Raw genomic sequence first — 23,625 nt, forward strand, 5'->3', positions numbered from 1 at the left:
ATGTCGCTCACGCTGGACCGGCCGCCGGTGACGTCGTCCCCGTCGTCGGCTCGCCGCCCCCGGGCGTCGGCGGCGACTGTCGGCATCCCGTTGGCGTACCTGGCGGTCACCCTCTTCGGCATGTGGTGGCTCGACATCCGGCCGGCCGCGCTCGTGGACGGGTTCGAGGACATCGCGGCGCTGCTGCAGCGCATGGTGCCGCCCACCGTCGGCGACCCGGCCAACCTCGCCACTCTCGCGCTGGAGACGCTCTGGATCGCGATCGCGGGCACGGGCCTTGCCACCATCGCGTCGGTCTTCCTCGCCGCTGCCGCGTCACGCCACTTCACCGGCCCCCGGGTGATCGGCTGGCTCGCGCGCGGCATCATCGTCGTCACCCGCGCCGTACCCTCGCTCGTGTTCGCGCTGATCCTCGTGCGGATCGTGGGACTGGGCCCCCTCGCCGGCGCGCTGGCGATCGCCTTCCACTCGGTGGGGATGATCGGCAAGATGTTCGCCGACGTCTTCGAGGAGCAGGACCCGGCGCCGCGCGACGCCGTCGCCGCCGTCGGCGCCCGCCGCGCGCAGAACTTCGTGGCGACCACGTTCAGCCGCGCGCTCCCGAGCATCACCGCCATCGTGCTGTACCGCCTCGACATCAACATCCGCGCCTCCGCCGTGCTCGGATTGGTGGGCGCCGGCGGCATCGGGCTGGCGCTGCAGACCGCGATCGGCTCGCTGGACTACCGCCGCGCGCTGGGGATCATCCTTGTCATCGTCGTGATGCTGCTGGTGCTCGAGCTCGCCGCGTATCTCGCGCAGCGCGCTCTGGCCGAGCATGCCGCCGAGCACACCGCGACAGAGCTCTACGGCACCGGGCGGGCGCGGGCCACGCCGGGGTGGAACCGTTCGCGCCTCCTGCGGGTGTGCTCCGGCGCGATCGTGCTGGCGCTGTTCGTCTTCTCCCTCGTCCAGCTGTTCGCGGACGCTCCGCGCCTCGGCCGGGCGTGGCAGAACGCCGTCGCGGTCCTGACGGGGTTCTTCCCTCCCGCGTTCTCGCTCGACATCGCGTACGGGATCTTCGAGAGCGTGATCATGGCGATCTCGGCGACCACCTTCGGCGTCATCGTCGGGCTCGTGATCGCGCTGCTGTCGACGCGGCATCTGATCCGCCTCGAGCCCCTCTCGATCGCCCTGCGGGGTCTCATGGTGCTGGTGCGCGGAGTGCCGGACATCATCTTCGCCCTCCTCTTCGTCGCCGCCCTGGGCCTCGGCCCCTTCGCCGGCTTCCTGGCGCTCACGATCTCGTGCACCGCCCTGGCGGCCAAGTTCTTCACCGACTCCCTGGTGAAGGTCGATCCCGCTCCGATCCGCGCCCTGGAGGCGACCGGCGCCACCCGCCTCCAGGTGTTCGTCAGCGGCGTGTGGCCCCAGTTCGTGCCGAGCTTCATCGGCAACAGTCTGTTCACGTCCGACCTCGCCCTGCGCGAGTCGGCCGTGCTCGGCATCGTGGGTGCGGGCGGTATCGGCTTCCTTCTGGAGGAGTCCGTGGCCACCCTTCATTACCAGACGACGGCCGGCATCCTCATCGGACTCATCGCCGTCGTCGTCGCCCTCGAATCCGTCGCGCGGTGGGCGCGAAGGAAGGTGATCTGATGACAGGGTGCCCCTTCGGCGCCACCCCGACGCAGACGGATGCCGCGGCATCCGTGCCCGTCGATTCCCGTGCGCGGTCCGAACGCAGCGGCGAGTGGGCGCCCGCGCTGGAGGAGAGCTTCGGCAGCGCGCACCGCGACTACGCGGCACTCCGGGAAGCGAACCCCTTCCCGTGGAGCGAGGCGTTCGGCGGCTTCTGGGCCGCGATGACCTACGAGGACGTCGTGGCCGTCGCGCAGGACGAGCGCTTCATCACGTCGGTGCAGAACGTGGTGCCGCACGTGCCCCGCTCATCGCGGCGTCCCCCGCTGCATTTCGACCCGCCGGAACACACCGCCTACCGTGAGGCGATCGATCCGGTCATGCGCCGCTCGGTCGTCAAGACCCACGAGCCGACGTTCCGCGCCAGCGCGGAGGAGCTCGTGAACGCCATGACGGCACGCGGGCGCGCCGACGGCGTCGCCGACTTCGCCGCCCCGTTCGTGGTCGACTGCTTCGCCGCCTTCCTCGGCGTGCCCGCCGAACTCGCCCACCACGTCCGTGAGATCGGCGTGCGCTACGGGTTCGCGATCCAGGACATGGACGACGACGTCATCGGGCAGTGCAGCGCACAGCTGTACGAGATCGCCGAGCGCGTCTATCGGGACCGGCTGTCCCAGCGTCCCGACCCTGCGACCGATCTGGTGGCGAGTCTGCACGCGGCCGCGATGGATCCCGCGAACCACATCACCGAGCGGACGGCCATCGCGACGATCCGCCAGATGATCGTCGCGGGCATGGGCGCACCGCAGGCCGTCCTGGGAAGCTGCGTCGTGCATCTCGCACAGGACCGCGACCTGCAGGAGCACCTGCGAGCCAACCCCGACGATCTTCCTGCGGCGATCGAGGAGTTCCTGCGCCTTCACGCCCCGTACCGGGTGTTCGCGCGCACCGCCCGGGAGGACACCGTCGTCCACGGCCGGCTCGTCCGCCCGGACGAGGCCGTCGCGCTCGTCTTCCCCTCGGCCAACCGGGACGCCGCCGTCTTCGAGCGACCGGATGAGTTCATCCTCCACCGCAAGAACAACTCGCATCTCGCGTTCGGTCGTGGCGCACACAGATGCCCCGCCGCGACGATGGGGCGTGTCGAGCTGCTCACCGCGCTGCAGGTGCTCCTGCGGCGGACGACGTCGTTCGCGCTCGCCGGCGAGGTGCGGATGATGAACTGGCTCGAGTACGGCCCGCGGGCCGTGCCGCTCGCCCTGGCCGCGGCTCCCGCGCCGTGACGGTCTGACTGGCACAATCGCACCATGCGGTCAGCCGATCACCTGCTCCCCCGGGATCAGCAGGGCGCACGTTCCCAGCAGCTGCTCATCGTCCTCCTCGGCGACTACTGGCACCTTCGCCCGGAACCCATCCCGTCGGCCGCGCTCGTGACGCTGTTGGAGCTGTTCGACGTGACGCCGGCGGGCGCGCGGGCCGCGGTCCAGCGCTTGGCGAAGAGGGGCTTCCTCGTCACCACGAGGACCGGGAGGACGACGTCGTACGCGGTCTCTCCGATGAGCCAGGAGTCCGTCGACGCCCACGTTCAGCTGCTGTTCCGCAGTCACATCGCACAGCCGTGGGACGGCACGTGGAGTGTCGTGGGCTACTCGCTGCGCGAGGATCAGCGGAGCACCCGGAATGCGCTGCGGGAGAGGCTCCGTCAATCAGGCTTCGGCAATGTCCACGACGGCCTGTGGATCCGCCCGGGAGACCATCGGCGCGATGTCGACTCGATCGTGCGTGAGCTGAGCACACCTCCGGAGGCGGGCCAGCTCACGGTGTTCGTGGGCGCGCGGCTGCCGGACGGACAGGACAGCGGCGTCTCTCGCGCAGCCTTCGGGCTGGACGAGCGGGATGCCGCCTACCGCGACTTCGTCCGGCGGTGGGAGCCGGTCGCGGCGGGACTGGAGACGGCGGAACAGGCGGCCGCCCGCGGGGACGCCGGACCACCGGCTCACCGCGACGCGGATGTGCTTCGCGTGCGCACCTCGGTGATGCGCGATTGGCGGGAACTGCGTCATGCCGATCCCATGCTCCCCCGCGCGCTGACCGGCGACGATGCGCCCTTCGAGCGCGCGCTGGCGGTGTGCTCCGCGATCTACGACGCGACCGGCCCCGCGGCGGAGGCGGCGTTCCGCCGGATCCTCCGGCCTCATTCCGCGGAGCTCGCCGACCTGGCGTCGCACCACACGTTCCGCGCATACGCCGAGGCGCCTGCGGGCGAGCGCGCCTGAGCCGGCGGAGGCGTTCACCCGAGAGGGCGGGTTCGGCCGAGGAGCGCGTTCAGCCGACGAGGGCGGCGAAATCCCGCACCGCGGGGAAGGCGAACGCGCGATGCCGCTGCGTGAACAGCTCGAAGGAGCGGTCGGCCGGCCAGCCCTCGCCCATGTACTGGCGGGGAAGCCGGGGATCGGCGCGCAGCAGCGCCAGCCAATCGGCCACGAGCAGCGTGCGCGCGGTGAGCGGGGGCAGATCGGATGCGGCATCCTCCCGCTCCCAGTGGGCGATGAACTCGTCGTGGGCGTCGCGGATGCGCTCGACGTCCCACGCGACGCGCACAGCCTCGGACATGGGGAAGCCGTCGAGTTCGGCCGCCGAGAACGCGTTGACGGATGCCGGGGGCAGGTCGGGGATGATGGCACCGAGCGCCGCGGCGAGGTCGACCGCGCCGGGCGCGATCCACAGACCGTCGCGCAGCAGCGCGAAGCCCGACCAGGTCAGGGCGGCGCGCAGACGGTGGCGCAGGTCGCGGAGGTGCTCGGGAACCGTGAAGGTCACGAGCGTCCACCCCTCTCCCTGCGGCTCGAAGGGAGCGGGCCCGTTGACGCGCCCGGATGCCTCGCGCAGGACCTCGCTGCCGTGGGCGGTGAGCACGAACCCGATCTCGCGACCGAGCCGGCGCCGCTCGAGCAGACCGCTGTGCACCATGCGGTCCAGGTTGGTCCGCACCGCCGACGCCGCGACGCCGGCGCTCTCGAGCGCGCCGATCAGCACGCTGGCCCGGAGCGGCTCGAAATACCGGTCGCACACGTACTCGCCGAAGAAGGCGAGGAGCAGCTGTCGCGGCTTGCGCGTCAGCACCGACGTCTCACCGACGGGCGCGCCGGACACGGCTGCGGAGGTGGCCAGGCTCACGCCGCCTCCGGCCGGACGGCCTCGCCGCGCTTGGCGCGCTGGATCTGCTCGTAGACGTGCGTGCGCAGCTCGGTGAAGCGCGGCAGCGCGCGCGTGGTGATCTGGTCGCGGTCGGCGTCGAGGTCGATCGCGATGTCCTCCTGCACCCACGTGGGCGACTTCGACAGGACGATGACCCGCTCGCCGAGATACACCGATTCGTCGATGTCGTGCGTCACGAACAGGATCGACATGCCGCGCTCACGGTGCAGCGTCCGCACGAGGTCTTCGAGGTCGGCCCGCGTCTGCGCGTCGACCGCGGCGAAGGGCTCGTCCATGATCAGCACCTCGGGCTGGTAGGCGACCGCACGGGCGATGGCCACGCGCTGCTGCATGCCGCCTGACAGCTGCCAGGGGTAGCTCTTGGCGGCGTGGTCGAGGCCCACCGCGGTCAGCGCGTCGTCGATCAGCCGGTCGCGCTCGGGTCGCGACAGCTTCTTGTGCTTCAGCGGCAGCTCGACGTTGCCGCGCACCGTGAGCCACGGGTAGAGGCTGCGTCCGTACTCCTGGAAGACGAGCGCCATCTTCGGCGGCGGGGCGGTCACGCGCTTGCCGTCGAGCTCGACGATCCCCGACGTCGGGTTCAGAAGACCCGCGATGCACTTGAGCAGCGTCGTCTTGCCGCATCCCGAGGGCCCCACGATGCACACCAGCTCGCCGGCATCCATCCGGAATCCGATGTCGCCGATCGCCTCGACGTTCCCGGTCGACGATTCGTACACCTTGCGCAGGTGCTCGACGTTCAAGAGCGTCCGTGCTGTGGACGGCGATTCAGGCACGCTCCACCTCCTTGATTCCGTGATACCACCGCAGCACCCGCCGTTCGACGACGCCGAAGACGGTCGCCAGCAGGATGCCGATGAGTCCGAGGAGCAGGATGCCGCTCCACATCTGCGCGATGAGGTAATTGCGCTGGAAGAACACGATCTGGTACCCCAGGCCGGACGACGAGTAGAACATCTCCGAGATGACCATGAGGATCAGGGCGATCGACAGGGACTGCCGCACACCCGCCATGATGCGGGGGCTGGCCGCCGGGAGAGTGAGGTAGCGCAGTCGCTCGGCAGGCCGCAGCGCGAACGAGCGTGCCGTCTCGGTCATGACCGAGTCCGTGGCGCGGACCCCCTCGATGGTGTTGAGGAGGATCGGCCACACCGCCCCGGCGACGATCACCACGACCTTCATCGCGTCGTTCGCGCCGAGCAGCACCGCCACGATCGGGATCAGCACGGGCGGCGGCACGGCGCGGAAGAACTCCAGAAGCGGCTCGAGCAGCTCGCGCAGCCAGCGCACCAGGCCGATGAGCGTGCCCGCGGCGATCCCGATCACGATCGAGAGCACGATACCCAGGGCCAGCCTGCCGAGGCTGGGCAGCACGTCGTTGACGAAGGCAGGCCCCACCCACGTGTCGACGAACGCCTGGACGATCGCCAGTGGACTCGGGAAGAAGATGGCCGGGCTGATCGAGGCCCAGACGCCCCAGATCACCAGCAGCACGATCGGCAGCCCGATCGCGTAGGCGGTGTTCTCGCCGATCTTCGCCCATACCCGTGCGGGGCGCCGGGGCGTGACGACGGTGCTCGTGTAGAGCGTCACAGCACGTCCTCCCCTCGGACCGATTGATGCCACGAGAGCGAGCGTCGCTCGATCGCGCGGAACACCAGGTTGACGAGCAGCCCGAGCAGCCCCGTCACGACGACGAGCGCGTACACCGTGGTCCACTGCCCGGCGTTCTGGGCCACCATGATCGCCCGGCCGATCCCCGGGTTGCCGATGAACATCTCCGCGGTGACGGCCAGGATGAGCGCCACGGCCGCGGCCAGCCGCAGCCCCGTCATCAGGTACGGCAGGGCCGTGGGGAACACGAGGTTGACGACCCGCGAGCCCCGCGAGAGCCCGAAGCTGCGCGCCGTGTCACGGGCGACGGCGTCGACGTCGGCGACGCCGTAGAGCACCTGGATGAACACCTGCCAGAAGCTGGCGTACACGATGATCACCAGGGCCGACTCGATGCGCAGGCCGAACATCAGGATGGCCAGCGGGATGAGCGCCACCGAGGGGATCGGGCGCAGGAACTCGACGGTCGTGTGCGTCGCGCGGCGCAGGAACGGCACGAGCCCGATGACCGTGCCCAGCACGGTCGCCAGCACGGTGGCGATGAGAAGGCCGATGCCCCACGCCGTGAGGGTGCGTCCCACGTTGCGCCAGAATTCGAGGTCGCGCAGCTCCTGCCCCAGCTGGGCGAGCGTGGCAGTGGCGGTCGGGAAGTAGCGCGGGGCGACGATGCCGAGGGGCGGCAGCAGCTGCCAGACGATGAGGAACCCGACGATGCCGGCCACGCCCAGTGCCGCCTTGCGCAGCGTGCGCCGGCGGCGCGGGCTGCGTCGGCGCGGCGGCGCGGCGACGAGCATCGGGGAGTCGACGGTGGCGGTCACAACAGTCCGATCGGGGCTTCGGGTGCGAGCGGGACGGCGTGCGGGAGGGGACGGATGCCGGCGAGCGGCGCGGCCGCACCCCTCCCGCCGGCGGCTACTGCTGCTGGAGCAGGCGGTCGAAGTCGGGCTCGGCGTCGATGTAGCCGAACTCCACGGCCAGTGCGCCGAGGTCCTCGATGCCGGCACCGTCGAGGTCCCACGTGAAGGTCGGCAGCGTGATGCCGGCCGCGGCCTCCTCGGGGATCTCGAGGTTGGTGGCGATCGCCGCGCGAACGGCATCCTCGTTCTGGCTGGCCCAGTCCAGCGCCTCGGCCATGGCCGCCGAGTACGCCTCGACGAGCTCGGGGTCATCGTCCAGGAGCGCCTGCGTCGTGATGCTGGTGAGCACCGACAGGCCGGGGATCGTCGCCTGGTACGGCTCGACGACCGACACTCCGCCGTCGCCGACGATCATCGCGCGGAACGGATCGGGCGCCCACGCGGCATCCATCGTTCCCGCCTCGAGCTGCGCGGGCACGTCGGGGAACGCCACCTCGACGAACTCGATCGTCGAGGGGTCGCCGCCGTCGTCCTGCACCGCCTTGCGGATCGTGAGGTCGCCGGCGGCACCGAGGGTGTTCACCGACACCTTCTTGCCGGCGAGGTCTGCGGGCCGGGTGATGCCGGAATCGCCGAGCGCGACGACCGCGTTGACGTCGTCGCCGTCGGCGAGGCTGTTGGCGTAGTTGCCGATGATCACGACGCCGAGATCCTGGAGATCGGCGCGGATCGGCCCGAACGGCTGACCGATCGCGAACTGGATGTCGCCGCTCAGCAGCGCCGGGATGGCGTTGGCGCCGCCCTGCGAGGGGACGACCTCGATCTCGAGGCCGTGCTCCTCGAAGATGCCCTCGTCGATCGCCGCCCAGAGGGCGCCGGTCTCGGCGATGGGCAGCGCAGCGACGCGGACCGTGGTGAGGTCGCCGCCGCCGGCGTCGCCCGTGGACGTCGCGGTGGATGCGGGACCGGCGGCGGAATCCGTGCAGCCGCTGAGGGCGAGCGCGGCGGCGGCGAGGACGCCGAGGGTGACAAGACTCTTCTTCATTGACGGGCCTCTCGTGGACGGTGCGGGGGGTTTGCGGCGGCGGTCCCGTCCGACACTCGTCGGGGCGGCACCGCGGCGTGCCGGACACGATCATCGTGCGGCACCGCCCTCGCATTGTCAAGCATTCTGTGACGCCCGTCACCGATTAGATGAATGACCCATCCCACCTCCCGTTCGGTTTGTGCGGAGGACACGCCGCAATGGCCGGGCGCACAACGGCGTGTTCTCCGCACAAACCGCCGCCGGGAGGGGCCCGGGGCGAGGAAGCCGGGGTGCGAGCGGCGACGGGGGCGTCCGTTCATCGGAATCTCGCGGCGGGGGTGCCCGCGCGGCGACCGAGGATGGCGGAGACGCTCGACGCGTCCCTATTGCCATTACCTATGGTCATAGGTATCGTGTGGTTACCGAGGCGCAGGGAAGCGCCCGGCAGAGGAAAGGACCTCGACAGTGGCTCACCCGACTCCCGTCTCCCCGAAGGCGGCCGCGCTCGTCGACGGCTTCTCGCTCGAGATGACCGGCAAGGACGTGCCCGGCCTCGAGGAGGCCCGCGACACCATCCCCCAGGGCACGAAGATCAACGTCACGTTCCTGGGCAACGAGGACCTCGAGATGCGGGTGACCGCCGCCAAGGCCGTGAAGGACATGGGCTTCGTGCCGGTGCCGCACATCTCGGCCCGCCGCCTGGAGTCCGAGGCGCAGCTCGAGGAGTTCCTCGCCCGCCTGCAGGAGGTCGGCGCGACCGAGCACGTGTTCGCCGTCGGCGGCGACCCCGCCGACCCGGCAGGACCCTACCCCGACTCGCTGAGCGTCATCCGCTCCGGGCTGCTGCAGAAGTACGGCGCCCGCGAGGTCTCGATCGCGGGGTACCCGGAGGGCCACCCCGACATCGCCGACGATGTGCTGTGGCGTCACCTCGACGAGAAGGCGCTGGCGCTGGCCCAGCAGGGGCTGGACGCTGTCGTGCTCACGCAGTTCGCCTTCGACACCGATCCGGTGATCGCATGGATCGAGGCGGTGCGCGAGCGCGGCATCGACGCGCAGATCCGCATCGGCACCCCGGGGCCGGCCGGCATCAAGCGGCTCATCAACTTCGCGCGGCGGTTCGGGGTCGGCGCCAACGCCATGATCGTGAAGAAGTACGGCTTCTCGCTGACCAACCTCATGGGCACGGCGGGTCCCGACCGCTTCGTCACCGACCTGGCCGACCGGCTCGCCGAGCCTTCGACGAGCCCGGGCACGGGCGGCGGGCACGGCGATGTGAAGCTGCACTTCTACACGTTCGGCGGGCTGCTGGCGACGTCGCAGTGGGCGCGGGAGTTCGTCGCGGCGCAGTCGTCGGGGGCGCTGCGGTGACGACGCACCTCGACACCCGACGGGACCACGCCTGCCTCATCGTGCATGGTCCCGACCAGCCCGGCATCGTGGCGGCCGTCACCGCCCTGGTCACGCGCAACCTCGGCAACATCGTGACGCTCGACCAGTACTCCGACAACCCCGAGGGCGGCGAGTTCTTCCAGCGGGTCGTGTTCCACCGCCCCGATCTGCAGGCCGCGCTGCCCGAGATCGAGGCGGACCTCGACAAGACCCTCGGGCCGCTGAAGATGGAGTGGCGATTGACCGACCAGTCCATCCCCAAGCGCATGGCGATCCTCGTCTCCACCAGCGACCACTGCCTGCTCGAGCTGCTGTGGCGGCACCGTCGCGGCGAGCTCGCCGTCACGATCCCGATGGTGATCTCCAACCACACCAACACCGCCGAAGACGTCCGCAGCTTCGGCATCCCGTTCTTCCACGTTCCCTCGCAGGGCCCCGACAAGTCGGCCGCCGAGGCGAAGATCGTCGAGCTGCTCAAGGGCAACGTCGACTTCGTCGTGCTCGCCCGCTACATGCAGATCCTCTCGGAGTCCTTCCTCGAGGAGGTGGGCGTTCCCGTGATCAACATCCACCATTCGTTCCTCCCCGCCTTCATCGGCGCGGCCCCTTATCGCAAGGCCAAGGAGCGGGGGGTCAAGCTCATCGGCGCGACGAGCCACTACGTCACCGAGGACCTCGACGAGGGCCCGATCATCGAGCAGGACGTCGCCCGTGTCACCCACGCGATGACGGCGGCGGACCTTCAGGCCCGCGGCGCCTACGTGGAACGCGCCGTGCTCTCCCGCGCCGTGCAATGGCACGCCGAGGACCGCGTGATCCGCCACGGCAACCACACCATCGTCTTCACCTAGCCACCGGCGTCGAGCGAGCGAAGCGAGACGAAACGCTCGACCCCGGCATCCCACCCCGAAAATCAACGAACAGAGAGGTTCTCCCATGGCGAAGAATCTGCAGGAGCTCATCGACGCTCAGAACCCCGTCGAGATGCTGCGCAACTCGCAGATCGGCTCGTACATCTACCCGGTGGTCCCCGCGGACTTCCAGAACTGGATCAAGGAGCAGAAGGCGTGGCGTGACACCGCTGTGCTGTACGACCAGTCGCACCACATGGACAATGTGTTCCTCAAGGGGTCCGACGCGATCAAGCTCATCTCCGACACCGCCATCAACTCGGTGGCCACCTTCCCGGTCAACCGTGCCAAGCAGTACGTGCCGACCACCGCCTCCGGTCATGTCATCGGCGACGGCATCCTGTTCCACGAGGCCGAAGACGAGTACGTGTACGTCGGGCGGGCCCCCGCGTCGAACTGGCTGCTGTACCACGGTGAGACCGGCGGCTACCAGAACCTCGACGTCACCGTCGACCGCCGCTCCCCCTCGCGCCCGTACGGCGACGCGGTGAGCCGGCGGTACTACCGGTTCCAGATCCAGGGCCCCGCCGCGTGGCAGGTCATCGAGAAGCTCAACGGCGGTCCGCTGGAGCAGCTGAAGTTCTTCAGCATGTCGACGATGCAGCTGGGCGGCATGAACGTGCGCACGCTCCGCCACGGCATGGCGGGAGCGCCGGGCCTGGAGATCTGGGGGCCGTACGAGGACCACCACCGCGTGCGGGACCTCATCGTCGAGACCGGCGCCGAGTTCGGGCTCGTGCCTGTCGGCTCGCGCGCCTATCCGTCGAACACGCTGGAGTCCGGCTGGATCCCGTCGCCGCTGCCGGCCATCTACACCGGTGAGGCCGAGCGCGGCTACCGCGAATGGCTCGGCGTGGACAGCTACGAGGCGACCGGGACGCTCGCCGGCTCCTTCGTGTCGGACGACATCGAGGACTACTACCTGACCCCGTGGGAGCTCGGGTACGGCTCGTTCGTCAAGTTCGACCACGACTTCATCGGGCGCGACGCGCTGGAGAAGATCGACCCGGCCACGCAGCGCCGCAAGGTCACGCTGGCGTGGAACGCCGAGGATGTCACGAAGATCTTCGCGTCGCTGTTCGACACCGAAGGCGACAGCTACAAGTTCTTCGACCTGCCGCTGGCCAACTACGGCTCGGCGAACTACGACTCGGTGACGGATGCCGACGGCAACGTCGTCGGATTCTCGATGTTCACCGGATACAGCGCCAACGAGAAGCGCGCGCTGTCGCTGGCGACGGTGAACCCCGACGTGCCCGAGGGCGCCGAGGTGACGGTCGTGTGGGGCGAGCCCAACGGCGGAACCTCGAAGGCCTCGGTGGAGCCGCACAAGCAGCTCGAGGTGCGCGCCGTCGTCAGCCCGGTGCCGTACTCGACCGTGGCGCGGCAGACCTATCACGGCGGCTGGCGCACCGGGTACAAGGCATCCGCCTGAGCCTGACAGACCCGAGGGGGTCCGCCCGCGCCGGGCGGGCCCCCTCGAACCATTTCCCCACCCTGACCGCGAGACCCGCGAGACGCGAGAGACCGCGAGACTCCAACGGGGCGCCGAGACAGCGGTCCTAGCCCGAAGTCTCGGCGCTCGAGTGAAGTCTCGCGGTCAGGGACCGCTACCCTCGGGCGAGGAAGGAGCGCGCGATGAGTCTGCGATACGCACTGCTGGCGATCCTGCGCGTCGGCCCCCTCTCGGGCTACGACCTGCAGAAGCAGTTCCACCAGTCCGTCGGACACGTGTGGCACGCCCCCGACTCGCAGATCTATCCCGAGCTGCGCAAGATGGAGGAGCTCGGACTCATCCAGGGCGAGGAGCAGCCGCGCGGGGAGCGCGGCACCCGGCGTCTGTACCACGTGACGGATGCCGGGGAGCAGGCGTTCGTCGAATGGATGGCCGCCCCGCTGGACTATCAGCGGGTGCGCGATCCCGCCCACCTGCGGGCGGCCTACCTCGAGGCCACGACCCCCGAGGCCGCGCGAGCGTTCCTGCAGCGGCACATCGCCCAGTGGCAGGGCGAGCTGGCGCAGTGGGAAGGCGAGCTCGAGCGCATCGACGCGGTCGCCAACCCGATGCTGGTCCGGCGCCTGGCCGTGACCGCCGACGCCGACCGCGAGCGCACCATCGCGTACAAGCGGTTCGCGTACGAGGGCCTCGTCGAGCGTGCGCAGGGCGAGATCGCCTGGGCACGCCGCGGCCTGGAACTGGTCGACCGGCTGGAGGCCTAGGCTGAAGGGCGTGCCGGACATCAGCCGAGACCCGCGGGGGACCCCCGCGACGGACCGGCTCAACTACACGGCGTACCGCCTCGCCCGGGCGCTCAACCGTGCGGCCGAGAACACTGCGCTCGCGCACGGCGTCACGCTCCCGCAGCTGCTGATCCTGCAAGTGCTCGGCGAGGGCGTTCCGCTCTCGAACGCGCAGGTGGCGCGGCGCACGTTCGTCAGCTCGCAGGCCGCCCATGTCGTCTCGGGCGAGCTGCTCGCCTCGGGGCTCATCGAGCGCGTCGACCACCCCAGTAACCGCCGGGTGCGACTGGTGCGGCTGAGCGAGGCCGGCTGGGCGACGCTGGCGGAGTGCGAGAGCGAGATCCGGTCGCGCGAGGATCGACTGGCCGAGGCGATCGGGCCGGATCTGGGCGACACCCTCGCCGAGATCCTCGACCACGCCGCCGACGTGCTCGCGGGCGGCTACTTCGGCGACCGCACGGCGGAGGCCGAGGCGGTGGCCCGCCGCCGGCGACCCAGCAAGGGCGCCGGCATGGCGCCGGTCTGACGGGCGTCAGGCCTCGCTGGTCCGCCGGGACCGCAGCAGCACGAACCCCGCGCACGCGAGCGCGGCGACACCCCCGATCGCCAGCGCGGTCCGTCCGCCCGACTCGTCGATGACCCAGCCCATCAGCAGGGCGCCGAACGGCACCATCCCGTAGTTGCCGACCGTCACCAGCGACATCGCTCGCCCGATGTGTCGGGGCGGCACACTCACCTGCGCGGCGGCGCTGAGGATGCCCTGGTAATAGCCGACGCCGAGCCCGAGCACGGGGCCGAGCGCGAGCAGGACGCCCAGGCCCGGCGCGGCGGCGTTCGCGAGCAGCGCGAGCCCGAGCCCGCCGCACGCCGCGATCAGCGAGCGCACCGTGACGCTCGACCTGCCCGCGGCGAGGATGCCGCCGAGGATCGCGCCGAGCGCGTTGAGCGTGTGCACAGCCCCCACCGCGGTCGCATCGCCGTCCAAGGTGAGGGAGACCGTGGCGGTGAGGACCAGCATCAGGTTGAGGCCGAGCAGCGCGACGACGGCGTTGACGATGAGGAGGGTGACCAGGCCCCGGTCCCTGCGCACCCGGTATGCGTCGGCGGTGTGGGAGCGGCTCCGCGTCTCGCGGACGTGCAGCTGCGAGGGGCGGATCAGCACCATCGAGAGGAAGACGAGCAGGAACGAGCCGGCATTGACCAGCATGCACGCCGTCGCGCCCAGGCCCTCGAACGCGAGACCGGCCAACCCGGGACCGATCGACCGGCCGGAGGCCGCGGCGATCGTGCTGAGCGACACCGCGCGACCCAGCTCACCGGGGCCCACGAGCTCGAAGATGATCGCCTGCGCGGCGACGCGTTCGAAGGTGTTCACGGTGCCGAGCGCGGCGACGAGCGCGTAATAGGTGGCGACCGGCGCGTCGGGATCGAGCGTCGCCGCGGCGAGCCCCGCCACGACGATGGCCGACAGCAGCGAGGTGGTCAGCAGGATCGTGCGCGGGCGCACCCGGTCCGCGAGGCGTCCCGCGGGCACGCTGAGCAGCAGCAGCGGCAGGAACTGGGCGATCGTGACACCGCTGAGCGCGCGGGCGCTCCCGGTGGCGTCCAGCACCACCAGCGACAGCGCGAGGTTCTGGAACCACGTGCCGATGTTCGACACCACCTGCCCGCCGAAGTAGAGCGAGAACCGGCCGTTCGAGAACGGCCGGAACACGGGCCAGCGGGTCACCGGATCAGGCGCTCGGTGCCACGCGGTCGCGCAGGAACGCGGCGATCCGTTCGCGCACGCCGGCCGTGGAGCGGGAATCGGCGTTGCTGCCCCGGATCTCGAGAACGGGGATGCCGTGGTCCTCCAGCGCCGCCGTGATCAGGGCGCCGCCCGGCGTGTCGTCGGCGACCAGGTGGACGACACCGTCGACCCCGTGCGCGATGGCCTCCTTCACGTACCAGGAGGACGACATCGGAGGCACGTAGAGCAGGTCGGTCAGTCCCACGAAGCGTGCCGCCAGGCAGCGCACCGGGTCCGCCCCGTACCGCGCGTAGCCGTCGGCGGCGATCGCCAGGTACATGGACCAGACGAACACCGCGCCGAACTCCTCCTGGAACGAGCGGTACATGTCCAGGTCCGACCACAGGCCGCGGCCGATCCACATGAGGCGGCGCTGCTCTGCGGGCCACACCGCGGCGCCTTCGTCGATCCGACGCGCGACGTCGTCGTGCAGGCGCCGTGCCGCCTGCACCGCCCATTCGGTGCCGCGGTGCCACTGCGGAACCATGACGCTCGGGATGATGTCGGTCACCGGCACCGGCAGCGGCCGGGCCTCGGCGAGCAGCCCGCGGGTGCGCCGGTTCCACTCCGCCTGCTCATTCCCCAGGGCCATCACCTCGGCCAGGCGTCCACGGTCGAGCGCGCGTCCGAGGCGCTCCTCGAGCCATGCGATGAGCTCCTCGATCTCCCCCTGCAGCAGGTCGATCCGCTCGGCGCCGAACACGTCCTCCCAGCGGTGGGCGACGAGATCCCACCAGCCCTCCGGCGCCGGATCCGCGGCGGTGCGCGACAGCAGGAACGTCTCGGTGTCCGCGCGGCGCCCCCACTGCTCGAAGATCTTGTGGGTGACGTCGCCGCCTCGCTCGGCGATCGCGAACCGCGGCTCCGGCAGCCCGCCCCACGGGGCGTCCTCGGCCGGGAGCTCCTGCGCTCCGAGCGGAAGCACGTCGTACTGCCTGCTGTAGTCCGGCAGTCCCCTGGCCGCCACCGCGGCGAGGCTGGCGGCACCGGCGCGCTTGGCCGAGATGATCGACGACCACCACTGGTTCACGACGTAGGGGATGTCCATCGCGCGCAGCACTTCATGCGGCGCATCCGCGTTGGCCAGCGCCAGCGGAGCCCCCTCCCGCACGCGCTCCGAGAGCGAGTGGAACCAGTCCTTCTGGTACGCGGTGGCCGCCGCGGCACTGGACAGCCGCTCTCCGAAGTCGACGTTCCGGCTCATCGGGATGCCGCCCCTTCGGTGATCTCGCGGGCCAGATCGCCGGCCGCCTGCAGCTCGTCCCCCGGGCGCACGCGTGTGCGGAGTCGAAGGGCGACGCCACGTTCGCCCAAGAGCGCCGCCTGATCGGGGATGTCCCATGCCGGGGCTTCGTCCAGTTCGCGGATGAGGCCGGCGACGACCTCGGCGCCGGAAGCGGTGGCCTCATCCCGCGTCAGACCGGCTCGCGCGGCGCTGGAGGCCACGGGAGGAGCGCCGATGCGGTCGAAGTGGGCGTCGATGAGGCGCTCGATCGTCTCGTCGACGTCGATGCCGTCCACCGCCACCCCCAGCCACGCCTGGTCGCCGGTGTCGTGGTCCTCGCTCACCACGGTGCACCCCTGCTCTTCGAGCACGCGATAGGCGGCGGCATCCGGATGATTCGACCCGGTCGCGTGCACGCGCACCGCACCTGCCGGCACCTCGGATTGCGCCTGATCGATCCGCGCCGCAGCGGTCGCGGGGTCGAGGCGGGACGCGTCGAGGTACGCCTGGAGCGCGACGGAGCCGAGGCACCGCGACGGCACCGCCCGCCGGCGCTCCCGCAGCCGCCGCAGCGCGTCGCCGAGCTCCCGCTCCGTGCGGGCCGCCGACGCCAGCGCCGGGACGTCGATCACCTGACCGGTGACGTCGCTGACGAAGGTCGCCAGACGCGCGAGCTGGAACCGGGCGAACCGTCGCGCGGCGGCGGATGCGGAGCGCGGCAGGTCGAGCAGATGCAGCGGCAGGTCGGGCGAGGTCGCCCGCAGCACGGAGAAGAGCCGGACGTGCGCCTGACTGTCCGCGCACACGACGAGCGCGTCGCACTGCGCGCGCCCGGCGCGCACCTCGGTCAGGATGCGTGCGGCGACCGCATCGGCTGCGCCGAGGAGATCCCGCGCCTCCGGGTCGATCGGGCCGCTCCACGAGCCGGTGAGCCGGTGCGGGATCGCACCGCCGGCGAGCACGAGCTGGCGCGGCACGTCGTTCCCGACGATGCCGATGACCGGGCGCGCGCCGGTCACAGCACTCCGTCCCGGCGCAGCTCGTCGACGCGCTGCTCGTCGTACCCGAGCAGCCCGCCCAGCACGTCGTCGGTGTGCTCGCCCAGGCCCGGCGCGGGGCGGGAGAGGTCGGCGCGGCTGCGGGAGAACACCACGGGCAGCCCGCTGCCGTAGAGACCGTCGAGGTGACCGTAGCGCGGGTGCACGAGCGGCACGACCTCGCGCCGGCTCGTGACGATGTCGTCGCGGACGGCGGTGGCGGTGTCGCGGACCGGGGCCGCGGGCACGCCGTTGTGCTCGAAGGCCGAGAGGATCTCGGCGGTGGAGCGTGACGCGGCCCATTCCGCGATCATGCCGTGCAGTTCGTCCGCGTGGGTGACCCGCGCGTCGCGGGACGCGAAGCGCGGGTCGTCGACGAGCTCGGCGCTTCCCATGGCGGCCAGGGTGCCCTCGGCGAACTGATCGGTGGGCGCGCAGATGGCGAACCAGCCGTCGGCGGCCTGGAATGTGCCGAAGGGCGCGAGCCGCGGCACCACCGAACCCGTCCGCAACGGGAATCCGACGGATTCGAGGGCGTCGAACGGCTCGCACGCGACGAGCGAAGTGAGGCTGCCCAGCATCGAGACGTCGACGTGCTGGCCCTCACCCGTGGCCTCGGCATCCATCACGGCGGCCAGGGTGCCGATCACCGCGAACAGCGGCGCCACCAGGTCGCCGATGGGCAGCCCGAACCGGATCGGCGCGTCGCCCGGTTCGCCCGCGGTCATCATGACGCCGCTGAGCGCCTGGATGATGGTGTCCATCGCCTTTCCCTCGCCGGCGACGCCCTGGGCGCCGAAGCCGCTGATCGAGGTGTAGACGATGCGGGGATTGACCTGCTGCGCCGCGGCGTAGTCGATGCCGAGGCGACGGGTGACACCGGCGCTGTAGTTCTCGACCACGATGTCGGCGTGGCGGACGAGGTCGAAGAACACGTCGCGGCTCTGCGGGTGCTTGAGGTTGAGCGTGATGCTCTCCTTGCCCCGGCCGCGCGCCATCATCGAGACCGACATGTCGTCGGGCGCCGAGCGGCGCATCTGCAGGCCGTCGGCGGTGACGTACGGCGAGTTGTTCCGCGACGAGTCGCCGCCACGGGTGGGGTTCTCGACCTTGATCACGCGGGCACCGAGGCTTGCCAGCAGCAGGGTGGCGTAGGGGCCCGCGAGAGCGGTGGTCAGATCGATCACGGTCTTGCCCGCGAGGGGGCCGTCGGTGGCGCTCATGTCAGTCTTCCTTCGTCCGGACGACGAGCCGGTCGTCGTCCCATTCGAGCTCGGTGGCGAACCCGGCCTCGGCGGTGATCCGGCGCAGGTAGTCAGCGACCTGCTCGCCCCGCGCGGATCCACGGTCCACGGGGACCGGGCGCGCGTCGTCGTCGATCCAGCACGGCACCAGCGCGGCCTCGATGCCGTGGTCGCCGATCCTCAGCGCGGCGATCGCGGTGTTCCGGCTCTCGGGGTGGAACGGGTAGTGCGGCATCGACGGGTCGGGATCGAAGCCGAACAGCCGTCGGCGCTGCCGCGCCCATGCCGCGCGCTCGGGTGCGTCGTCCGATGCGGCGGCGAGCGCCGCGGTGACCGTCACGAAGTTGCCGAGCCCGTGGAAGACGGGACGACCGCGATAGACCTCGATGCCCTTGAAGATGTGCGCGTGGTGCCCGATGACGGCGGTGGCCCCGGCATCCACCGCCGCATGCGAGATCTGCGTCTCGTACGCCGCGATGTCCACGGGCACGTGAACGAGCCCCTTGTGCAGGGCGACGATGACGGCATCGGCCCGCGTCGCGGCGTCGGCGACGGCGGCGACGAAGCGCTGGAGGCTGGATGCCTCGACGAACGTATGCACCCGGGGTGGACCGCCGGGGTTGGCGCCGCGCGGCTCGTAGTGCGTGATGACCTCGACATGGGCGGCGCCGGGCTTCAACGACGTCGCCCAGCTCTCGCGGGGGCCGACGCAATTGACGCTCAGGACGGCGACGCGCACGCCGCCGACCTCCTCGATGACCGGCTCGAAGGCCTCCTCGATCGTCTCCCCGGTGCCTGCCGTCCGCATGCCGCGCTCCCGGCAGTGTCGCGCCGTCTCGCGCATCCCGTCGGGCCCGAAGTCGTAGACGTGGTTCCCTGCCAGGGTGAGGATGCCGAACCCGGCCTCGGCGAGCGCGTCCAGTGCCGACGGTGGACCGGGCAGGGCCGGGACGTCTGTCGTCTGGACGATCCCCGCCTCGAGGTGCGGGATCTCCAGCTGCCCGATCACCAGATCCGCCGAGCGAAGCCGCCCGGCGGCCGGCGCCAGCAGCGCGCGCGCGTCGCCGTGCTCGAGGACCAGGTCCCCGACGGCGTGGATCGTGATCACGCGACCTCGCCGACGGCCGCCCCCGACGTACGGGTGAGGAAGGTGCGCAGCCGCGTCGACTCCGGGTGGTCGAAGAACGGCGCCGACGGGCGGTCTTCGATCACCTGTCCGTCGGCCATGAAGACGCATCGGTCGGCCACGTGGCGGGCGAAGTCCAGCTCGTGCGTCACCACGATCATCGTCATGCCCGACTCCGCGAGGTCTTTCATCACCTGCAGCACCTCGTCGACCAGCTCCGGGTCCAGTGAGCTGGTCGGCTCGTCGAACAACAGGATGCGCGGCTGTGTCGCGACGGCCCGCGCGATGGCGACCCGCTGCTGCTGACCGCCGGACAGCTGGCGCGGGTGCGCCTGGGCCTTGTCGGCCAGCCCCACGCGGGCCAGGAGCTCCATCGCCTGCGCCTTGGCCTTCTCCGGCGGCACGCCGTGCACCTTGATCGGCGCCTCGGTGATGTTGCGCAGCACGGTCCAGTGCGGGAAGAGGTTGAACTGCTGGAAGACCATCCCCATGCGGCGGCGCTGCCGCTGCACGTCGGCGTCGCGGAGCGGACGGATGCCCTCGCGATGGCGCTCATAGCCGAGCAGCTCGCCGTCGAGGTACATCGCGCCGCCCTGGATCGACTCGAGCTGGTCGATGCAGCGCACCAGGGTGGACTTGCCCGAGCCGGACGGGCCCAGCACGGCGACGACTTCTCCGGCGTGCACCTCGAAGTCGACGCCGTCCAGCGCCAGGTGGTCGCCGTAGCTCTTGCGCAGCCCGACCACCTGGAGGACCGGCGTCAGGGATTCCTGCGTGCGATCGTTCACGCGGTCGCCTCCACTCGTTCGGCGGTCCGCCGCGCGACCGCGGCCCGCGACATCCCCTTGCTGAAATGGCGCTCGACCCGGCGCTGCACGAGCGTGAGCGCCGTGACGACGACGAGGTACCAGATCACCGCGACCATCAGCATGGGCACGACCTCGTACGTGCGGTTGTAGATGACCTGCACGGAGTGCAGCAGATCGCCCATCGCGATCACGCTCACCAGCGATGTGCCCTTCAGCAGCGCGATCACCTGTGAGCCGGTCGGCGGGATGATCACGCGCATCGCCTGCGGCAGCACGACGCGGGTGAACGAGTGCCAGCGGCTGAATCCCATCGCCGCGGCCGCATCGCGCTGTCCGGAGTCCACCGAGAGGATGCCGGCACGGATGATCTCGGCCATGTACGCGGCTTCGTGCAGCGACAGTCCGATGATCGCCGCGGTGAGCGGAGTGATCAGGTCGTTGGTCGGCCAGCTGAACAGCTCGGGACCGAACGGCACCCCCAGCGCGAGCCGGGGCAGGAGGTAGGCGAGGTTGTACCAGAAGATCAGCTGCACCAGCGGCGGGACGCCGCGGAAGACGCCGACGAACACGATGCACGCCCAGCGCAGCGGCCGGAACTCGCTGAGCTGGCCGGCCGCCAGGGCCGTTCCGAGGAGCGACCCCAGAACCATGCCGACGATGGTGAGCATGATCGACATGCCCAGACCCATGAGCACGCTCGGGTTGAACAGGTACTCGGCGACGACGGGCCATTCGAACCGGTCGTTGGTGGCGAAGAACACCACGATCTGCACGGTCACCAGCGCCAGCAGGATGCCGACGACCACCCGCCAGGGATGGATCCGCCGTCGGGCGTTCGCGACGTCGACCGTGCGGTCCGCGAACGGATTGCGCACGGGCTGCGTCGTGAGATCAGTCATTCTCGCCTCACTTGCTCGTCATCGGGTTGAGTACGGGCGCGTCGACGGCGGCATCCTCGATGCCCCATTCGGACATGATCCGCTCGTACTCGCCGTTCTCGAAGATGGCCTCGAAGGCGGCCAGCATGGGCTCGGCCAGGCCGTTGCCCTTCGGCATGAACATGGCGAGCTGGTCGATGCCGGCGCCCTGCTCGTCGCTCTGGATGAGATAGCCGTAGCGGTCGGGGTCGGAGGCCTGCAGGTCGATCGCCGCCGACTGGGTCGTGCCGGCGTAGTCGGCGCGGTCGGAGTTGACCGCCAGGAACGTGGCGTTGCTGTCTTCCAGCCCGATGAACTCGGCGGCGTCGAGGCCTTCCGCCTCGCACCACTCGTTGTAGCGGGCCAGCTGGCTCTCGGTGACCGAGCCGGTCACGCCGGCCACACGCGAGCCGCACAGCGCCTCCGGGTCGTCCAGTTCGTCGGCGCGCTCGTCGAGGAAGACGTACGAGGTCCGCGTGGTCATCCACACGACGGCGTCGAAATCGGCCTCGCGCTCGGGGGTCGTGCGCACCGGGCCGTTGAAGGCGTCGTAGCGCCCCGACAGCATGCCCGTGAGCATGGCGTCCAGTCCCGACGAGGTGACGATCTCGAACGGCACACCGAGCTGCTCGGTCAGAGCGGCCTGCAGGTCGGGATCGATGCCGGTGATCTCGCCGCCCTCTTCGATGGTGCGGTACGGCGGGTGCGTGTCACCGGCGATCTTGATGACCCCGGCCTCCTTGATCGCGTCGGGGAGCTGATCGTAGAGGGGAGCTTCGCTGGGAGCCGTCGACTCCTCGGGGGCGGCGTCGGTCGCCGGCTGCGCAGAGCAGCCCGCGAGAAGGGCGACCGCGAGAAGGGGAACGGCTACGGCAGTGCTGGTACGCATGGGAACTCCACATCGTTGTGCAGATGGCGCCGGCTCCTGCCGACGTAAGAACATCATAAAAGTTGATGGTTGATTTTCTCAACTATAAGTTCTGCCCACCATTCTGCGGTGCTCACGGTCGACGGACGCGGCAGGTGTCACCCGAACGAAAGGGCGGACCCCTCCGCGCACGGAGAGGTCCGCCCTTTCTGCGGGAACGGATTCAGTGAGCCATGGATGCCAGAGCTTCGGGGTCGATGGTGGCGATCGAACGGGTGTCCTGGAAGGCGCGGACGCCCTCGATGCCCTGCTCGCGACCGAAGCCGGACTGCTTCATGCCGCCGAACGGTGCGCGCAGGTCCAGGCGGGTGGCGCCGTGGTCGTTGACCCACACGTAGCCGCAGACGAGCTGCGAGCCCACGCGCTGGGCCGAGTCGGGGGATGCGGTCCAGACCGAGCCGCATAGGCCGCCCCACGTGTCGTTCGCCAGGCGGACGGCCTCTTCTTCGGTGTCGAACGGGATGATGGGGATCACGGGGCCGAACTGCTCCTGCGTCACCACCCGCAGCCCGGGGTCCGGGTCGACGACGATCGCCGGGCGCACGAAGTTGCCGCCCGCGAGGTCACCGTCCGGCAGCTCGCCGAACTCGCGGACGTCGGCGCCGGCATCCTTGGCCTCCTGGATGATCTCGTCCACGAAGGCCTTCTGCGCGGGCTGGTGCAGCGGTCCCATCGTGGTGCCCTCGTCGAGCCCGTAGCCGAGCACGGCCTTCTCGAGGCGAGCGGTGAGGCCGGTCACCAGTTCGTCGAGACGAGACCGGTGCACGAAGACGCGCTTGGCGTTCATGCAGATCTGGCCGGTGGTGTCGTAGATCGCCGCGTACAGCCGGTCGAGGTGCTCGTCGTCGAGGATCGCGTCGTCGAGGAACACCGCCGCGTCGTTGCCGCCCAGTTCGAGCGTGACCCGGGTGAGCGTCTTGGACGCCATCTCCATGATCCGCTTGCCGCCGTTGACCGACCCCGTGAAGCACACCTTGGCGACGTCGGGGTGCTGGATGAGATCCGCCATGTCCTGGTCGCGACCGGTCACGACGTTGAGCACGCCCGGCGGCAGCTTCTCGGCCACGCGCTGCACCACCCGCGTCGTCGCCAGCGGCGCCGAGGGCGGCGGCTTCACGATCGCGGTGTTCCCCGCCAGCAGGGCGTGCGGGAGCGAAGCCCCGAGGATCGCGATCGGCCAGTTGAAGGGGACGATCACGGTCACCACACCCAGCGACTGGTACGAGACCTCGGTCGAGACGGGGATCGCGCCGGGCACCGGCGGGAGCGTCTTGCCACCGTCGACCTCGTCGGCCAGCATGAGCGCCAGGTTCCACCGCAGCTCGAACACCAGCGCGTCGATCCACGCCTCCAGGCGGATCTTGCCGTTCTCCTGCGACAGGATCGCCGCGTCCTCGTCGCGCTCGTCGGCGATGCCCGCGATCGCTTCGGTCATCCGGCGGGCGCGCTCCTGAGCGCTGAGCGCGGACCACTCGGGATACGCCGCCTTCGCCGCGGCGACCGCATCCTTCACATCCGATGCGGATGCCGCGGCCGCTTCGCCGACCACGACGCCCGGTTTTCCCGGGTCGGGGATCGTCAGCACGTCGTCGGTGAAGCGCTCCTCACCCCCGATGTACAGCCCTGTGCGGACCGAAGTCCCCGTCGTCGTCTCGCCCATGGAACGCCACCT

22 protein-coding genes are annotated in these 23,625 nt (G+C 70.5%); 8 read left to right on the top strand and 14 right to left on the bottom strand.

Annotated elements, in window-relative coordinates; translation table 11 throughout:
- From phnE to C9992_RS09625, 3 genes are read left to right on the top strand one after another with little or no spacing between them, the layout of a single operon-like run.
- A complete protein-coding gene (gene phnE, locus C9992_RS09615) occupies positions 1-1,635 on the top strand; it encodes a phosphonate ABC transporter, permease protein PhnE (RefSeq protein ID WP_160150860.1) in 1,635 nt (544 codons plus the stop codon).
- Positions 1,635-2,900, top strand: a complete 1,266-nt coding sequence (locus C9992_RS09620; RefSeq protein ID WP_106815403.1) for a cytochrome P450 — start codon at positions 1,635-1,637, stop codon at positions 2,898-2,900. The genes phnE and C9992_RS09620 overlap by 1 nt, the downstream gene beginning before the upstream one ends.
- Before the next feature lie 24 nt (positions 2,901-2,924).
- Positions 2,925-3,893 carry a PaaX family transcriptional regulator gene (locus tag C9992_RS09625; protein WP_106815404.1) on the top strand — a complete coding sequence of 323 codons (969 nt, stop codon included), beginning with the start codon at positions 2,925-2,927 and terminating at the stop codon, positions 3,891-3,893.
- A 49-nt stretch (positions 3,894-3,942) separates the two neighbouring features.
- On the opposite strand, the gene C9992_RS09630 is transcribed toward C9992_RS09625, so the two are convergent.
- The 5 genes from C9992_RS09630 to C9992_RS09650 form a co-directional block, all read right to left on the bottom strand.
- Positions 3,943-4,794, bottom strand: a complete 852-nt coding sequence (locus C9992_RS09630) for a PaaX family transcriptional regulator (RefSeq protein WP_235008168.1) — start codon at positions 4,792-4,794, stop codon at positions 3,943-3,945.
- Complete coding sequence (locus tag C9992_RS09635; protein WP_106815405.1) at positions 4,791-5,612, bottom strand: ABC transporter ATP-binding protein; 822 nt, start codon at positions 5,610-5,612, stop codon at positions 4,791-4,793. The genes C9992_RS09630 and C9992_RS09635 overlap by 4 nt, the downstream gene beginning before the upstream one ends.
- Positions 5,605-6,429 carry an ABC transporter permease gene (locus tag C9992_RS09640; RefSeq protein WP_106815406.1) on the bottom strand — a complete coding sequence of 275 codons (825 nt, stop codon included), beginning with the start codon at positions 6,427-6,429 and terminating at the stop codon, positions 5,605-5,607. Before C9992_RS09640 ends, C9992_RS09635 begins: the two co-directional genes overlap by 8 nt.
- A complete protein-coding gene (locus C9992_RS09645) occupies positions 6,426-7,268 on the bottom strand; it encodes an ABC transporter permease (protein ID WP_235008169.1) in 843 nt (280 codons plus the stop codon). The genes C9992_RS09640 and C9992_RS09645 overlap by 4 nt, the downstream gene beginning before the upstream one ends.
- Before the next feature lie 94 nt (positions 7,269-7,362).
- Positions 7,363-8,352: an ABC transporter substrate-binding protein gene (locus C9992_RS09650; RefSeq protein WP_106815407.1), complete on the bottom strand. Its 990-nt coding sequence runs from the start codon at positions 8,350-8,352 to the stop codon at positions 7,363-7,365.
- Between the two features lie 447 nt (positions 8,353-8,799).
- On the opposite strand from C9992_RS09650, the gene C9992_RS09655 reads away from it, so the two are divergent.
- The 5 genes from C9992_RS09655 (at position 8,800) to C9992_RS09675 (ending at position 13,404) form a co-directional block, all read left to right on the top strand.
- Positions 8,800-9,705, top strand: coding sequence for a methylenetetrahydrofolate reductase (locus tag C9992_RS09655; RefSeq protein ID WP_106815408.1), 906 nt, complete (start codon positions 8,800-8,802; stop codon positions 9,703-9,705).
- Positions 9,702-10,577 carry a formyltetrahydrofolate deformylase gene (purU, locus tag C9992_RS09660; RefSeq protein ID WP_106815876.1) on the top strand — a complete coding sequence of 292 codons (876 nt, stop codon included), beginning with the start codon at positions 9,702-9,704 and terminating at the stop codon, positions 10,575-10,577. The genes C9992_RS09655 and purU overlap by 4 nt, the downstream gene beginning before the upstream one ends.
- Positions 10,578-10,662: 85 nt before the next feature.
- A complete protein-coding gene (gene ligM, locus C9992_RS09665) occupies positions 10,663-12,072 on the top strand; it encodes a vanillate/3-O-methylgallate O-demethylase (protein WP_106815409.1) in 1,410 nt (469 codons plus the stop codon).
- 203 nt (positions 12,073-12,275) lie between these two features.
- Positions 12,276-12,857, top strand: a complete 582-nt coding sequence (locus C9992_RS09670; RefSeq protein ID WP_106815410.1) for a PadR family transcriptional regulator — start codon at positions 12,276-12,278, stop codon at positions 12,855-12,857.
- Positions 12,858-12,867: 10 nt separating this feature from the next.
- Positions 12,868-13,404, top strand: a complete 537-nt coding sequence (locus tag C9992_RS09675; protein ID WP_160150861.1) for a MarR family winged helix-turn-helix transcriptional regulator — start codon at positions 12,868-12,870, stop codon at positions 13,402-13,404.
- A 6-nt stretch (positions 13,405-13,410) separates the two neighbouring features.
- On the opposite strand, the gene C9992_RS09680 is transcribed toward C9992_RS09675, so the two are convergent.
- From C9992_RS09680 to C9992_RS09720, 9 genes are all read right to left on the bottom strand, one after another.
- Positions 13,411-14,607, bottom strand: coding sequence for an MFS transporter (locus C9992_RS09680; protein ID WP_106815412.1), 1,197 nt, complete (start codon positions 14,605-14,607; stop codon positions 13,411-13,413).
- Between the two features lie 4 nt (positions 14,608-14,611).
- Positions 14,612-15,871, bottom strand: a complete 1,260-nt coding sequence (locus tag C9992_RS09685; RefSeq protein WP_106815413.1) for a 2-hydroxyacyl-CoA dehydratase family protein — start codon at positions 15,869-15,871, stop codon at positions 14,612-14,614.
- A complete protein-coding gene (locus C9992_RS09690) occupies positions 15,868-16,911 on the bottom strand; it encodes a 2-hydroxyacyl-CoA dehydratase family protein (RefSeq protein ID WP_106815414.1) in 1,044 nt (347 codons plus the stop codon). The genes C9992_RS09685 and C9992_RS09690 overlap by 4 nt, the downstream gene beginning before the upstream one ends.
- Positions 16,908-18,152, bottom strand: coding sequence for a CaiB/BaiF CoA transferase family protein (locus tag C9992_RS09695; protein WP_106815415.1), 1,245 nt, complete (start codon positions 18,150-18,152; stop codon positions 16,908-16,910). Before C9992_RS09695 ends, C9992_RS09690 begins: the two co-directional genes overlap by 4 nt.
- A 1-nt stretch (position 18,153) precedes the next feature.
- Entirely contained in the window at positions 18,154-19,281 is a 1,128-nt protein-coding gene (locus C9992_RS09700) for a CapA family protein (protein WP_106815416.1), read from the bottom strand.
- Positions 19,278-20,087: an amino acid ABC transporter ATP-binding protein gene (locus C9992_RS09705; protein ID WP_235008170.1), complete on the bottom strand. Its 810-nt coding sequence runs from the start codon at positions 20,085-20,087 to the stop codon at positions 19,278-19,280. The genes C9992_RS09700 and C9992_RS09705 overlap by 4 nt, the downstream gene beginning before the upstream one ends.
- Positions 20,084-21,007 (bottom strand): amino acid ABC transporter permease, encoded by a 924-nt coding sequence (locus C9992_RS09710; RefSeq protein WP_106815417.1) that lies wholly within the window; start codon positions 21,005-21,007, stop codon positions 20,084-20,086. The genes C9992_RS09705 and C9992_RS09710 overlap by 4 nt, the downstream gene beginning before the upstream one ends.
- A 7-nt stretch (positions 21,008-21,014) precedes the next feature.
- Positions 21,015-21,914, bottom strand: a complete 900-nt coding sequence (locus C9992_RS09715) for a transporter substrate-binding domain-containing protein (RefSeq protein ID WP_106815418.1) — start codon at positions 21,912-21,914, stop codon at positions 21,015-21,017.
- A 202-nt stretch (positions 21,915-22,116) separates the two neighbouring features.
- Complete coding sequence (locus tag C9992_RS09720) at positions 22,117-23,613, bottom strand: aldehyde dehydrogenase family protein (protein WP_106815419.1); 1,497 nt, start codon at positions 23,611-23,613, stop codon at positions 22,117-22,119.
- Between the last annotated feature and the right edge of the window lie 12 nt (positions 23,614-23,625).

Source organism: Microbacterium timonense (assembly GCF_900292075.1).
Classification (GTDB): domain Bacteria; phylum Actinomycetota; class Actinomycetes; order Actinomycetales; family Microbacteriaceae; genus Microbacterium; species Microbacterium timonense.